5 protein-coding genes are annotated in these 15392 nt (G+C 45.9%); all 5 read left to right on the forward strand.

The window, feature by feature from the left end; genetic code table 11:
* Window positions 1-366: 366 nt before the first annotated feature.
* Window positions 367-3189: a hypothetical protein gene (locus tag ACE1CM_RS04040; RefSeq protein WP_374876127.1), complete on the forward strand. Its 2823-nt coding sequence runs from the start codon at window positions 367-369 to the stop codon at window positions 3187-3189.
* A gap of 245 nt (window positions 3190-3434) precedes the next feature.
* A complete protein-coding gene (locus tag ACE1CM_RS04045) occupies window positions 3435-6992 on the forward strand; it encodes a filamentous hemagglutinin N-terminal domain-containing protein (protein ID WP_374876128.1) in 3558 nt (1185 codons plus the stop codon).
* Window positions 6993-7323: 331 nt separating this feature from the next.
* Entirely contained in the window at window positions 7324-10182 is a 2859-nt protein-coding gene (locus ACE1CM_RS04050; RefSeq protein ID WP_374876130.1) for a CHAT domain-containing protein, read from the forward strand.
* Window positions 10183-10232: 50 nt separating this feature from the next.
* On the forward strand, window positions 10233-11057 hold the full coding sequence (locus ACE1CM_RS04055) for a DUF928 domain-containing protein (RefSeq protein WP_374876131.1): 825 nt from the start codon (window positions 10233-10235) through the stop codon (window positions 11055-11057).
* A gap of 73 nt (window positions 11058-11130) precedes the next feature.
* Window positions 11131-14505, forward strand: a complete 3375-nt coding sequence (locus ACE1CM_RS04060) for a CHASE2 domain-containing protein (protein ID WP_374876132.1) — start codon at window positions 11131-11133, stop codon at window positions 14503-14505.
* Window positions 14506-15392: the final 887 nt, after the last annotated feature.

Here is a 15392-nt window from a genome sequence, read left to right on the forward strand (position 1 = left end):
TTGTTGCTGAGTTAAAATAAATTGCTTGAAGGATAGGGAAAATCATACCAAAACTTTAGTAAACTTCATCAAATCTTCATATACGATCTGGCTTGGCTGGTGTAAAATTGAAATCTAAGGATATTGAATGAACAACCAGTTAGGCGCGGAATTCAAGCTTGTTTCGTCCGTTTGGGTGGTTATACCTGGTGAGCCGAAACTGAGAATATTTGTTGGATCGATCGCCAACAGATAGAAGGTATTCATCGGGTGCATCTAGTTTCAGATAAACAGGACTTACGCAAAGAAACTGAAAAAGAAACCGGGTTTCTAGGATCGCGGTGCATCTAGTTTCAGATAACTTAATCGCAAATAGTCGGTAGAATCATGACACTAGATTTGACAAACCCCAGCTTGCAGAGTAACGGATCGCTGCAAGACTCATTAGGAAACACCGTCCTATTTTCTCTGACAAATTATCCTGGAGGAAGTGGCGCGACAACTTCTTTTCTCCGACTCAAATCAGGCCAAGGTAGTACCCTCGAAAGAGGCTACAACACAAACGGAACGACGCAATTCGACACGCAGAAGCAGGGAACAAAGGCAATTCTTCTGAGCGATTTGCCTACGATTACCGTTGACAATACTAGCTACTACGAGTTTCGCATTGACCTGAACGAAAGCAATAGCAATCCTCAAATTGCCTTAAGCAAATTACAAGTATTTCAGTCACCAAATTCCAATCTTACAGGTTACAACTCAACTACAGGTCAGTTGGGTGGTTTAAATCCAGTCATTAACTTAAATGAGACAGTGCTATTAGATGCCAGTCTCAATTCAGGGAGTGGGGTTGGCGATGTGCTTGTGTATTTACCCGGAAGTGCATTTACAAGCAATCCCTATATCTACACCTATGCAGAGTTTCAGAATGCCGAGTCGGGTTTTGAGGAATTCTCCTACGCTACCACAACTGCTTTGGGATCTTTAGCCGATTTGTCCCTAAGTCAAGCAGTATCCAACACTGCCTTAATTGTGGGTAATCCGGTTACATTCACAATCACATTAAATAACAGCGGGCCAGCAAATGCAACGGGTGTAAAAGTTAAAGATTTACTGCCTTCTGGCATTAACTTTACCAACGCCACATCTAGCATTGGGACTTACAACAGTCAGACTGGTATTTGGGATGTTGGCACTGTAGCATCGGGAAGCAATGCAACTCTAACCCTTACGGGTACAGTTCTGAATGCAGCAAGCGCTTCCGCCTACACCAACGTTGCAGAAATCATTGCTGCCAAACAATTCGATCCAGATTCAGCCGTCAATAATAACGACCCCACAGAAGATGACTATACCAGTCTCCTTGCTCCTGTGGTGCAGCTGGATTTAACCAAAAAATTTACCAGCGTTACTCAAGAAGTCGATGGAGATGGTAATGGAACGCCGGAACAGTTTATTGCGCTTCCTGGCGATCATGTCACGTGCCAAATTCAAGTTACAAACAATGGCGTCGCAACCGCTACAGATGTCAAAATTAAAGACGATTTGACCAAGGTATTGCCAGTCGGGTTAACCGTGCAAAGTCTCGGTCTTGACGGTGGCATTAACTTGGATGTTTCGGGTGGCGGAGATGGTAATGCTCAAACGGTTGAGGTGATGTTTAACAGCATTGCCCCAGGCGCAACGAAGACAATTACTGTCAATGCTAAAGTCAGTGACGATTACATTACGCCGATTAATTTTTCCGGCACGCTAGGAACTGAAAGTCCTAGCAATGGTAATTTGAATGCCGCCCTTCCCGCATATTATGAAACAACTTTTGATGCCACGCTTTTCCTCAATTACAATGTCGAAAAGAATGCGAACGAAGGGAGAGCGAATTTCGGGTTTCTAAATATTACAAGCGATGCCGAAGTCGTTTCCGTAAATCAACAAATTCTTACCCCAGGATCGATTACAGCCAATGGGCGATTAGATGTCTCAACCTATGCAATTCAAGGGGTGTTAAATAACGGACAGCAATTCAAAGTTTTTTCGATTGAAAATTTAAACAACCCCAACAGTTCTACACCGTCGTTTTTCCTGAATCCAGACCCTGATGGTGGCGGTGGAAGTTCCGGATATCCATACTATAATCATTCGGAATTTTTACAACCTGGTCAGACTGGTATCGCTGGATTTTTTGGGGAATGGGCGAAAATCTACGATCCAGCATATTTAGCCGATCTGGCGGTTTGGATGAATCTATCAGCTGATGGAAATTTGTCCAACACGCAAGATGAACAAGCGGTAATCGATGCGCTGGCTGATTTTATTGAAAGCGGCGTTTATCGGCGCGAAAGTTATTCTGGCGGTTCGTTTGCGTTTAATAACGGCACTGAGACACAAAATCTGACCTTTGAAGGTGGTGAGTTTTCCCCAACTGTAACCAGTTTTGTCAATATATTAGTGACGGATACAGGGGCAGTTGTCACCGATAGTAACGGCAATCCACTGGGGTCATTTGCCGATTTGCAAGCGGCGTTAGACTCGTTTAATTTTGCCAATCCCACTGGGGTAAACGTGACGATTCAAGATTCTAATGGGAATGGTTTAGTTCAAACGAGATTGCGAGAACTTGGCGGTTTTGACTTTGATGGCAATTGGTCAGTTAAACATATCACCGTCAATAGTAATGTTTCTCAAGTGACTTTTGTATCGGGAAACGGTGCTGCTGATGTTGATTTTTCACTGCCCAAGTTTGTGCTATCTAGCCCTAATCCCGCTTTGAACCTGCAGGGTGATAATGCGGGAGATCAAATTACTGGTACTCGCTTTGCTGACAAAATTGACGGATTCAATGGCACCGATGTTTTGTCTGGATTGGGTGGCAATGATACGATTAACGGCGGTCTAGCTCAGGATACCTTAATCGGCGGCAGGGGTGATGATAATTTAACGGGTGGATCTGGAAACGATACCTTTGTCTTTGGAGCCGATTTTGGTAACGACATCATTACCGATTTTATCAGTCAAGACAAAATCGATCTCAGCCAACTTAACATCAGCAGCAGTGCTTTGGATAGTAATGGTGATGGTCTGATCAATGCAATCGATAACCTCGCCGATCTGATCGGTGGTAGTCTGAAGTTGGATCTGACTTCTTTAAATGGTGGTACAATCTCGCTAACAGGAGTCACTACTGTCAATATGGCTGCCTTGGTTTTATAGACAGGACTTACGCAACGACACTGGGTATGGTAGATGGTGCGTTACGCTATCGCTAACGCACTCTACATATAGGTAGGTGCTGTACTCTGCTAGCTAACGCACCCTACATATACTGGGTATGGTAGATGGTGCGTTACGCTATCGCTAACGCACCCTACAAAGAAACCCGGTTTCGACCTAAATCTGTGGTTTCCTCTCCCAACGATTTTTCAGAGAAACCGGGTTTCTGACCTGATAGAGATGTTTTGTTTCGCTTCGGCAAATATATGGTGCTTTACCGGATTGGAATCTTAGCAAGTTGTGGCGCGATCGCTTATACCTTAAGCTTATCCACAACTACCCTGGCACAGATTATCCCAGACAACAGTTTGGGCGTCGAACGTTCGATCGTTACTCCGAATGTTCCCCATCCAGGTGGTTTGAGCGATCGCATTGATGGAGGCGCAATTCGCGGTAGCAATCTGTTCCACAGTTTCCAAGATTTCAACGTCGGTAATCTGCAACGTGTCTATTTTGCCAACCCTGCTGGAATTGAAAATATCCTGGGACGAGTTACGGGAAATCAAGCTTCTCAAATTCTTGGTACTTTGGGAGTGCTGGGTAGTGCCAATTTATACTTGATTAATCCCAAGGGCATTATCTTTGGTAAAAATGCCCGACTCGATATCCCAGGTTCTTTTTTCGCCAGCACCGCCAGAAACCTGGTTTTGGAGAATGGTTATCAGTTCGGTACGGACAATCCCGCCGCGCCTCCCCTGCTGACGCTCAATGTGCGTCCGGGGTTAGGGGATTGGTTGCCCGACTCTGGTGCGATCGCTAACTCCGGCAACTTGTCCCCAGGGCAACACTTAACTTTAGTTGGTAATAATCTTGACCTACAAGGTCAGTTACAAGCAGGGGGTAACTTAACCCTACAAGCTGCTAATAATCTCAGGGTGCGAGACAGCATTAGCGATGCTTTCATCGCCTCCGCCGGACAACAATTATTAGTCCAAGGAAATAAGCTCGACATCTTTGCCTTAAATCATCCCGCCAGTGGCTTCTTTTCCGGACAAAATATGACGTTCCGTTCCGCCAATCCTATCGGTGGGAACGCCCATTTCTACAGCGGCGGCAATTTTACCATCGAAAATATAAATGGCAATCGAGGAGATTTATCCAGTGACGACGACCCAATTATTCGCGCCAGTGGCGACGTTAGTTTTAACAGCTATACAGGCGCTTCCCTCCATATTTTTGCCGGTGGTAGCGTCAATATTGACAGGATTCAAATTACAGGAACAGATCCTACCAACTTGCTCGATGAAACAGTTACTCTTTCTGATGGAGTAACAACAGTTCCTATTAGTGGCAATCTTACACCGACCGTCGATATCAGATCCGGAACAACTAATTTCAATCCACCTGGAATTACAGGAGAGACAACGGGTTTTTCTGCTCCTCCTAACGCGAATGGAACGGCAACCAGTGCCAATATAACCATCAATAGAATTATCGCTCCTGGCGGATTGGTTTTTTTAACCAATCAGTATCAACCAAATCTCGCTTTATCCGGTGACATTACCGTTAACAATCTGATTGGCACAGCCGCTGCTGCTGGAGGCGGGAACGTGGTAATTGACTCGCGAGGCAGGATTGTTACCCCCAACTTTCTTGATACTTCTGGGGCAGATTATTCTACTTCTCCCCCCAGGTATATCAGCAGGGGTGGAGATATGACCCTGCTCGCCAAAAGCGATATTTTTATGCCCCCTTCATCTCAAATTTTTTCCGAAGGGGTAGTTGGAGGAAACATTAATCTTAGAAGTCAATCGGCAATTATTCAAGCCCCAGCTGCTGCAGGAGATTCCTACATTGAAAGTGCCACCTACGGTGCAGGTCAAGGCGGAGATGTTAATCTAAACGCACCTACTATTTCCTTGACTAATTTTGTGCAAAGTAATGTGCGTAGAGGCGCCCCAGGGTCGGGTGGAAGGCTAATTATTACCGCCAATTCTTTGCAAGCAAACGGAGCTATATTATCGAATTTGACTCGCGGTGGCAATGGTGGCGACGTCATCATTAATGCTGATTCAATCTCCTTGGATCGCTCTGTGGTAGGAAGTGAAACCTTTAGCTCAAATGGCGGTAAAGCTGGAAATGTAGAGATTAATGCCAATACCTATGTTGCCACTAACGGCGGTCAAGTTCGTTCCTTTACAGGAGGTATTGGCGATGCTGGCAATGTGACGGTTTCTGTCTTAGATTCGATTACCCTTACAGGTACGAACGAACGGGGAATTTTCAGTGGTTTTAGTAGCGATGTCAGACCTAATAGTATTGGCAATGCTGGCACTATTACAATTAAGACTGGCTCTCTGTCAATGGCAGGGGGAGCGCAAATTAGAGGCACTACTGCGGGGCTTGGTAATGCAGGCAGAATTGATATTGAAGCAACAAGATCGATTGCGCTTGACGGGGGAATTTTGCTCCCCATCCCCAATCGTCCCGAACCAAGGGCGATTACTACTGCGATTGTTAGTGAAGTTTTACCAGGTTCCCAAGGTCAAGGTAATGTCATAGAAATTAAGACGGGTCAACTTTCTGTCAGCAATGGTGCTGGTATTAGTGCCAGCACTGTATCTTCAGGTAATGCAGGCAGTATTTTGATTAATGCAACCGCATCGGTTTCCTTCGATGGCAATCCTGGCGCGCCTTTTTTCCCCAGCGGTGCATTTGTGGGAACTTTGGCAGGAGCAAGCGGGCAAGGCGGTACTCTAACTATTAATACCCCATCTTTATCAGTCACCAACGGCGCACAGTTAGAAGCTTTAACCGAAAGTGGAGGAAATGCGGGCAATATTAATATTAATGCCAGCGAATCAGTCTTTCTCTCCGGCGCAGATACAGGTTTATTTTCTAATACAACCCGAGGTTCTACAGGGAATGGTGGCAATATTGCCATCAGTTCCCCACAAATTGCAATTAGAGATAGTGCGGAGATTTCAGTCGATAGCAAAGGCAGCGGTAGGGGTGGTAATATCGCAGTTCAAGCTCACAGATTCACTCTCGACAATCGCGCCACAATTTCTGCGGAAACAGCTAGTACCGACGGCGGTAATATTTCCCTGGCGTTGTCAGATTTATTAGTATTGCGTCGAGAAAGTCAGATTTCAACTAACGCCGGGAATGAGGCTGCAGGTGGCGATGGCGGCAATATTAGGATAGATACAAGATTTCTTGTTGCCTTTGCCCCAGAAAATAGCGATATTACAGCCAATGCTTTCTTCGGTCGGGGGGGCAATGTTGATATTAATGCTACCAGTATTTTTGGTCTGGCATTTCAGCCACAACTCACCCCGCTGAGCGATATTACTGCTAGTTCTAAGTTTGGTGTTTCCGGCACTGTATCGCTTAACACCCCAGAAGTCGATCCCGGTTCCGGATTGTTGCCATTACCCGCACAAGTCAGCGATCCAAGCGACCAAGTTATTGTAGGTTGTGCCGCAGCAGAAGGCAATTCTTTTACCATTACCGGACGCGGAGGATTACCAGAAAATCCAACATCAGCTATTACCGTCGCTAGAAGTCAGACTGTCTGGCAAGATCTGCGAGATTTTTCCTCTGCCAACGAACGTGCAAATACTTCCCCTCAAAATCCCCCATCTTCGATCTCCCAGTCCAGGGTTCAAATAGTCGAAGCCACCGGCTGGGTGGTGAATGAAAAAGGCCAAGTAGAATTGGTGGCGCACCTACCTAACGGCACTACTGTACGTCCTGGGTATCAATTTCCTCATTGCAACGATTTGCAAAAGATGCGATAATTCTGGCCAAAATGTAGTTTAATTGACTAAAAATGGTCATCTGTTTCTATAAATGCTATAACGCTCCATTTTTAGCCAAATTAATATATCCTTTTGGGTTAGACAACTTTCTCAGGAAAAAGCATCATAACTTTTATTTTTTTTATATACAATAAAAAAAATAAAAGTTATGATTTAGATTCAGTTGGTTAAATCGCTCAAACCTGTGGCTCGTCTGGAGCCTAAGCCATAACTAACGGGATTATTGTAAAGCAGCTATGAGGCATCCCGCGTCTAAAATCCCTCCAAGGGGTAATTGTGAAACTTATGGCAAGGGGTGATATTTAAACCTATGGCAAACCTTCACCAACCTGGTAAAAAGCAGAGTAAAGCAAAGCGCAACTGGAAAAAAGTATTTTGGGCATCATCTTTCGCTTTGCCGGTTTACTTTGTGCTGACTGTGTTGTTGGTGACAACGATCGTGCCAGCACTAGCAGGCGATCAGGTGAGCCTTGGAGAACGATTCCTTTCTGCAACAACGTTTTACCAAAGCAACAGCCAAGTCCAGCAGTTGTTAGCGGCGTCGCAGTTGCTGCAACAGGGAAAATCTCGCTACGAGGCGGGACAGTTTCGGGAAGCCGCCACCCTGTGGGAACAAGCGGCGCAAGGTTATAGCTTACGCCAGGAAACCCTCAATCAAGCACAAAGTCTCAACTATCTCGCGTCAGCTTATCACCAGTTGGGCGAATGGCAGCAGGCGCAGAAGACGATTGACCAAAGTATCAATTTGTTGCAAGGGGTTGACAAACTGGAGGCAAGGGGTAATTTCCTCTTGGCGCAAGCGCTGAACGCGCGGGGACTGCAACAATTGGCGAAGGGAGAAACAGAAGCAGCGCTAGAGACTTGGAAAGAAGCAGAAGCAGCCTACAACCGTGCAGAAGATGAAAGCGGAAAACTGGGCAGCAGAATGAACCAAGCTCTGGCTTTGCAAGCTATGGGACAATATCGGCGAGCCATCGCTTTGTTAGAGCAAGTGAACGCACAGATGCAAGCGCAACCGGATACTCTGCTCAAAGCCGATAGTTTGAGGAGTTTGGGCATGACGCTGCAAACGATTGGCGACTTAAGGAGAGCCAAGCAAATATTAGAAAAAAGTTGGGAAATTAGCGATAAACTGAATTCCCCAGCCGATACGAGCGTGACGCTGTTTAGTATCGGGAATATTGCCAGAATGTTGCAAAAAAAGGATGTGGCAATTTCGTACTATGAAAAAGCCGCGCAACTGGCAACTGATGACCTGACAAAAGTGCAGGCGCAAGTCAATCAATTAAGTCTTTTAATCGCCAACCAACAGAGGGAGGCAGCCGTCGCTCTCATCCCCCAAATCCAGGCGAAATTAGCTAATTTATCCCCAAGTCGAGACTCGATTTATGCGCGGGTGAATTTCGCTGAAAGCTTGATTAAACTGGCAGGCACACACAAAAATTCGGGACAATTACCCATTACCAACCAAAATATTGCCCAGATTCTGGCAACGGCGGTGAAGCAAGCAAAAGAATTGGGCGATCGCAGAGCGGAAGCCTATGCTTTAACTGAAGTGGGAAAGCTGTACGAACTTCACGGGCAGTGGAAAGATGCCGAAGTTGTAACAGAGCAAGTGCTGCAAATTGTGCAAGGAATTGAAGCCGATGATATTGTGGCGCGTGCGGCTTGGCAACTGGGTCGAATTTTGCAACAAGAGGGGGAGATAAAGCGAGCGATCGCAGCTTACGATAAAGCATTTGAGAGCCTGCAATCTTTGCGGATCGACCTAGTGGCAATTAATCGAGAAATTCAGTTTGAATTTCAAGAAAGTGTAGAACCAATTTATCGCGAATTCGCCAGCCTCCTCTTAACACCCCCCCTGAATTACCAGGCAGAGCCTGGTGTAATGCGTTCCCAGGCAGAGCCAGGGAACCAGGGCAAATACCAGGCAGAGCCTGGTGTAATGCGTTCCCAGGCAGAGCCAGGGAACCAGGGCACACCCCACCTGATGCGTTCCCAGGCAGAGCAGGGAACACCCCCCCTTGGCAAGGGGGGGCAGGGGGGGATCGCACAAGCTAACCTAGCCAAAGCTCGTCAAGTCCTCGAAGCATTACAACTGGCAGAATTAGATAACTTTTTTGGCGATGCTTGTATCAAAACTAAGCCGGTGGAAATCGATCAAATTGATACAACAGCAGCGGTGATATATCCGATTATTTTAAGCGATCGCTTAGAAGTAATTCTCTCGATTCCCAATCAACCCCTACGCCACTACGCCACCCAACTGCCTCGCCAGGAAATAGAAAAAACTCTCCAAAACTTCTACTCTGCCCTTTTCCCAGCTTATTCCCGCGACGAGCGCTTGCAACTATCTAAACAAGTTTATGACTGGTTGATTCAACCAGGTGCAGCAGATTTAGCCAGTAACAATATTAAAACTTTAGTATTTGTTCCCGATGGTTTGTTCCGCAACTTACCAATGGCTGCACTTTACGATGGGAAACAGTATCTGATAGAAAAATACAGCGTTGCTATAAGTCCAGGTTTGCAATTATTTCCCGAACCACTCGAATCAAAAGAATTTACCGTATTAGCAGCCGCCTTAACCGAAGCCCGCCAAGGCTTTATTGCCTTACCTGCTGTAGAAAAAGAAATTAAACAAATTAGTTCGGAAGTTCAAGCGCAGGTTTTGCTCAATCAACAATTTACCCGCGCCAGCTTCCAAACAGCAATCGAGGGTAAATCTTTTCCCGTGCTGCACTTGGCAACTCACGGTCAATTTAGTTCCAATCAAGACGAAACATTTATACTAACTTGGGAGGATAAAATAGGGATTAAAGATTTAGATGTTTTGTTCCAAAAAAGTAAGTTGGGTATTGCCAATCCGATTGAATTACTCGTGATGAGCGCCTGTCAAACCGCAGCGGGAGATCGACGTGCCACTCTAGGATTAGCAGGATTTGCTCTGCGATCAGGCGCCCGCAGTACTCTAGCAAGTTTGTGGTCGGTTAATGATGAATCAACATCTGAAATGATGAGCGAATTCTATCGCCAGCTAACCCGGAAAGACAGTAAAATTTCTAAGGCAGAAGCACTCCGCCAAGCCCAACTTGCTGTTAGGAAAAATCCCTTACACAACCAGCCATATTTTTGGGCTTCCTTTGTGTTAATTGGGAATTGGCTATAGCCATTTTTCAAGTTAATTTTACTAAGGTTTTTAAATTATAGAGGTGCAACATGAGCCAAGCTACATTCTACCTTTCCCGCAGCTTATTATCAGCAACCATGAGTGCGGGATTACTATTGACAACTGGACTAGACAATTCAACCCCAGCCTTGGAATTTAACCCCCCAGGAGATTCAGCACCTTCTAACAGCGTGGGAGGAGGTGCGCGAGGCGATGTGCAATTTGGTACACCAGGCGATCGCGCGCCTTCTAACAGCGTTGGGGGTGGGAGTAGAGGGGATGTGCAATTTGGTACCCCAGGCGATCGCTCACCTTCTAACAGCGTTGGCGGCGCGGTGCGAAGCGATACTCCTCTACAGATGACTGCCGTAATTCCACCGACAAAAGTTGGACGCACGGTGTCAGCACGTCCGACATTCTTTGTTTACCTACCGCCTACACTTTCGAGAGCAGCGTTTTTCAGCTTGCAAGACGAACAAGGAAACCCCCACTACCAAACGCGACTATCGATTTCTGGAACTGGGGGAATTGTCAGCGTTACCCTGCCAGAAAATGCACCCGCATTAGAAATGGGGAAAAACTATATGTGGGTGTTTGCGCCGATTCAACCAGATGGGATTCTGCGACCCGATAATTATGTCGTAACTGGATGGGTGAAGCGAGTCGCGACTGAGAATAACCAGTCTTTCTCCTCCCCGATCGAACAGGCAACAGCATTAGCTAAAGCGGGAATTTGGTACGATACGCTGAGGGTTTTAGCAGCCGCTAAACGCTTAGAGCCTAATAATACCAACCTGCTCAAGGAGTGGAGGGAGTTGTTAGAGCAAGTGGGATTGAACGCGATCGCCAAAGAGCCGATCGCTGAACAGTTGTAAAGCGAGCGTTGCTGATTGGGGGATGAATAAGAGGTAATGGTTAATAGGATATTACCCATTACCATTTGATCCAATGCGGCAAAAACTCCAGACAACAATTAAACAATGGCGAGCAGCGTTGATCGTTGCTCCTACAGTAGCAGGCTTAGTCATTGCTGGCAGTATGGCTGGCATCTTCAACTTACTCGAATGGTCGCTCCGGGATCAATTTTTTCGCCTGCGTCCAAACGAACCGATTGAGAGCCGTATTGTCATTGTCACGATTGACGAGCCAGATATCAAATATGTCAAAACTTGGCCCATGTCCGACCAAGTCATGGCAAGGGTTATTCAAAATATAAAAGCTCAGCAACCGAGAGCAATTGGGATCGATCTTTATCGAGATTTGCCAGTCGAACCGGGACATGAGGAATTAGTCGAAGTGTTCAACACTACCCCAAACTTAATCGGAATTGAAAAAGTTGGCAAAGTTGCGATCGCTCCCCCACCCGCGTTAGCAAAGTTGGGTCAAGTGGGAGCCAACGATATAGTCTTGGATGCTGATGGCAAGCTGCGCCGAGGGTTGGCGATCCTCGGCAAGTCCGACGACACAATGGTGGAAGGATTCGGTGTCAAATTGGCACGCATGTATTTGGAGAAAGAAGGGATAAAACTGCGAGTAATCGCTCAAAAAAACAACATCTATGGGTTAGGCAAAGCAGCATTTGTTCCCTTGACGGGTAACGAAGGAGAATACAAGCAATCCGACACGGGGGGATACCAAATTTTAATTAACTATCGAGGGGGACTCAAGAGCTTTCCCCATATCTCGATGACGGATGTTTTAGAGAACCGCATTCCCAGGGAAATGATGCGCGATCGCATCGTCATGTTAGGAGCAAAAGCACCCAGTCTCAACGACAATCATCAAACCCCTTACAGCAGCACTCTGACGGCAACAAAGCAATTAACACCCGGTGTGGTAATTCATGCCAACATCACCAGCCAGATTTTGAGTGCAGCACTAGAAGGTCGTCCCATGCTGCAAGCTTCAATTAAGCCTCTGAATTGGCTGCTAATTCTATTTTGGTCTGGAACGAGTGCCGCGTTTGGTTCCCTGTACGTGCGTCGGCGATTCTTGTCAGTCGTTGGTATTTTCCTGGCGGTAGGGATTATCGTCACCAGCGGCTATATTGCCTTTTTATCCGGTTGGTTAATCCCTGTTTTTACACCCCTAGTTGCAGTAGCGGGTTCTGCGGTTATCAGCATCGGTGCGACACTTTGGAACAACCTCAAACTCTCCTATCAGCAGCTAGAAGAATACGCACAGACCCTGGAAATCAAAAATCAAGAACTGCAACAACTCGACAAACTCAAAGATGAATTTTTAGCCAACACCTCCCACGAACTGCGAACCCCCCTCAACGGCATTATTGGCATTGCCGAATCGATGTTGGAAGGAGCTACGGGAACGCTCACAGAACTTCAGGAACGCAACCTTTGGATGGTTGCTCAAAGCGGACATCGACTTTCTAACCTGGTCAACGATATCCTCGACTTCTCCAAACTGCAGCACAAAAACTTAGAATTGCAACTCAAACCCGTCAATATCCGCAAAATTGTTGAACTCGTCTTGACCCTCAGCCAAGGTTTGGTCGAACGCAAAGACCTAGAACTTGTGAATGCAATTTCTCCCAAATTACCCCCCGCCTATGTGGATGAAGACCGCCTGCAACAAATTTTGCTCAACCTCATCGGTAATGGCATCAAATTCACCGATTCCGGAACAGTTAAAGTTTCAGCAGAATTGGTAATGGGTAATGGGTCATTGGTAATGGGTAATGGGTCAGAATTAAACCAATTATCAAAACAAATTGCGATTGCTATCTCCGATACCGGAATTGGCATTCCCGCCGCTCAAAAAGACCGCATCTTTGAATCCTTTGAACAAGGCGATGGTTCTACCGCTCGCAAGTATGGCGGTACCGGATTGGGACTGAGCATCACCAAACAGTTAGTCGAAATGCACGGCGGCAAAATTTGGGTCGAATCAGAAGTCGGTGTGGGGTCCCGTTTCACCTTTACCCTCCCTACTTCCGACGCACCTGTGGAAGATATCCCCACCGCTCCCACCGTCAGTACCATTCGCCGTCCTATCACCGAAGCGAACCTTTCATCAGCAAACCTGCCAGAAACCGCACCGGCAAATAATAGCGTCGCTGAAGGAGATTTCCACATTTTAATTGTGGATGACGAACCGATCAACCTGCAAGTTTTGCAAAATCACCTTTCGACCAACAATTACAAAATCACCCAAGCACTAAATGGAGAAGAAGCTTTAGCTGCACTTGAGGACGACCAACCTGTTGACCTAATGTTGCTCGATGTGATGATGCCCAATATGTCAGGCTATGAAGTGTGCGCCAAAGTGCGGGAAAAATACCCCGCCCAACAGTTGCCCATCGTCATGTTGACTGCCAAAAATCAAGTCGCCGATTTAGTCACGGGCTTCCAATTTGGCGCCAATGATTATATCACCAAACCCTTTGCTAAAGATGAATTGTTGACGCGAGTTAAGACTCACCTCAAATTGTCGAAAATCACCAATGCCTACGGACGCTTTGTTCCCCATGAATACCTCGATTTTCTCAGCCGAGAGAGCATTATCGATGTCAAGTTAGGCGACCAAGTCAGCAAAGAAATGGGAATCATGTTTAGCGATATTCGTTCTTTCACCACCCTCAGCGAAACCATGACTCCCCAAGAAATCTTCAACTTTGTCAATGCCTATCTGCGGCGAGTCAGTCCCGAAATTGAAAAGCATAATGGCTTGGTTGTCAAATACATGGGAGATGGCATGATGGCTGTATTCCCCAATGGTGCAGATGATGCAGTCGCAGCGGGAATTGCCAAAATCGCCAAAGTCGGAGAATACAATCAACATCGTCAAGAAGAAGGCCATAAACCGATTCAAATCGGCATCGGGATTCATTTGGGTTACATCATGGTGGGAATTATTGGCGTCAACAATCGGATGCAAAGCGATGCGCTTTCCGATACAATTAACCTCACCGCTCGTTTGGAAGGCTTGACCAAGTTTTATGGAGTTTCTTTGTTAATTTCCGGGCAATTTTTGCAGAAATTAAGCCACCCCGAACGATACAAAGTTCGCTTTATAGACCAGGCCATTGTTAAAGGCAAAAATGAACCGATTGAGATTTATGAAGTGTTGGATGCGGAAGTTGAGGAGGTGAGGAAATTAAAATTACAAACTCAACCCGACTTTGACCGGGGTTTAGAGTATTATCGTTTGGGTAAATTTGTGCAAGCAAAAGAGTATTTTGACCGAGTGTTGGCAATCAATTATCAAGATAAAACAGCGGCGCTATACCTGGAACGAATTGAGCAATTATTCGAGCAGGGCGTCCCCGATAATTGGGATGGGATTTGGCGTTTTACTCAGAAGTAACCGGGCTAATTTCCCAATCAGGACTAAAGTCCTTAATACAAACAATTTAATCATCAGGGCATCTATACTCTATACTCTAGGATTAAATAAAGCAGCATTATCTGGGTGGAGGAGAATGCAAGGGCAGTATGCTCACGCACCTTTGGAGTGCCGCAGATATATCGCGTAGCGTGGCGTCAGTCCTATTGCTCCCGTGCCGACCTTTGGAGAATCACCCAGCGCCAGCAGAACCTCAGTTACACGAACTCGGAAAAGTCGGAAAAGTCGGAAAAGTCGGAAAAGTCGGAACAATTGCATTGTCAATTGAAAAACAAAATTATCTCGAGTAATATTATTTTTAACCCGATTCCAACAAAAAAGGGACATAACTAGAATCCTGTAGGTTGGGTCAAGTTCCTCGACCTAACCTACATTTGTTATTGCAAAGGTTCAGAAACCCGGTTTCTCGGCGACGGGTTTTTTCTTTCCGCGTCGCGGGACGCTCACACTATTTTGTCATGCCGATGCCACCGGATTTGATATAACTACCCCCAAGTACTTACTAGATGAGTTTTCGGAACCAGATCAAAGTCGGAAAAAATTTTTTTCCCTTAAAAAACCAACTAGATCGGTTAGGATATTTTTTAACCCGATTTCAAGAAAAAAGGACATAACTGCAATTGTGTAGGTTGCGTTGATTTGCTTAACCCAACCTACCTTTTTTATTTTAATTAAAGGCATTGACATTCCGAGAAAGGCGCGATCGCAATTGATACGGCTTTAATTTAGAGAAGATGGTGTGCGATCGCATTCCATCAACCAACCGTCGTACCAGCAGCTTGTATTCGATGCGATTTTTTTCGTCACTTAAAAAACTGCTATGGATTATACCAAATTTCCGAGCAATT

Origin of the sequence: Microseira sp. BLCC-F43 (genome assembly GCF_041929235.1) — a bacterium.
Lineage (GTDB): Bacteria > Cyanobacteriota > Cyanobacteriia > Cyanobacteriales > Aerosakkonemataceae > Microseira.

What these genes read in the sequence shown, in the direction of transcription:
- ACE1CM_RS04040 (WP_374876127.1), top strand. Translation starts at nt 367, where the DNA reads ATGACACTAGATTTGACAAACCCCAGCTTGCAGAGTAACGGATCGCTG.
- ACE1CM_RS04050 (WP_374876130.1), top strand. Translation starts at nt 7,324, where the DNA reads ATGGCAAACCTTCACCAACCTGGTAAAAAGCAGAGTAAAGCAAAGCGC.
- ACE1CM_RS04055 (WP_374876131.1), top strand. Translation starts at nt 10,233, where the DNA reads ATGAGCCAAGCTACATTCTACCTTTCCCGCAGCTTATTATCAGCAACC.
- ACE1CM_RS04060 (WP_374876132.1), top strand. Translation starts at nt 11,131, where the DNA reads ATGCGGCAAAAACTCCAGACAACAATTAAACAATGGCGAGCAGCGTTG.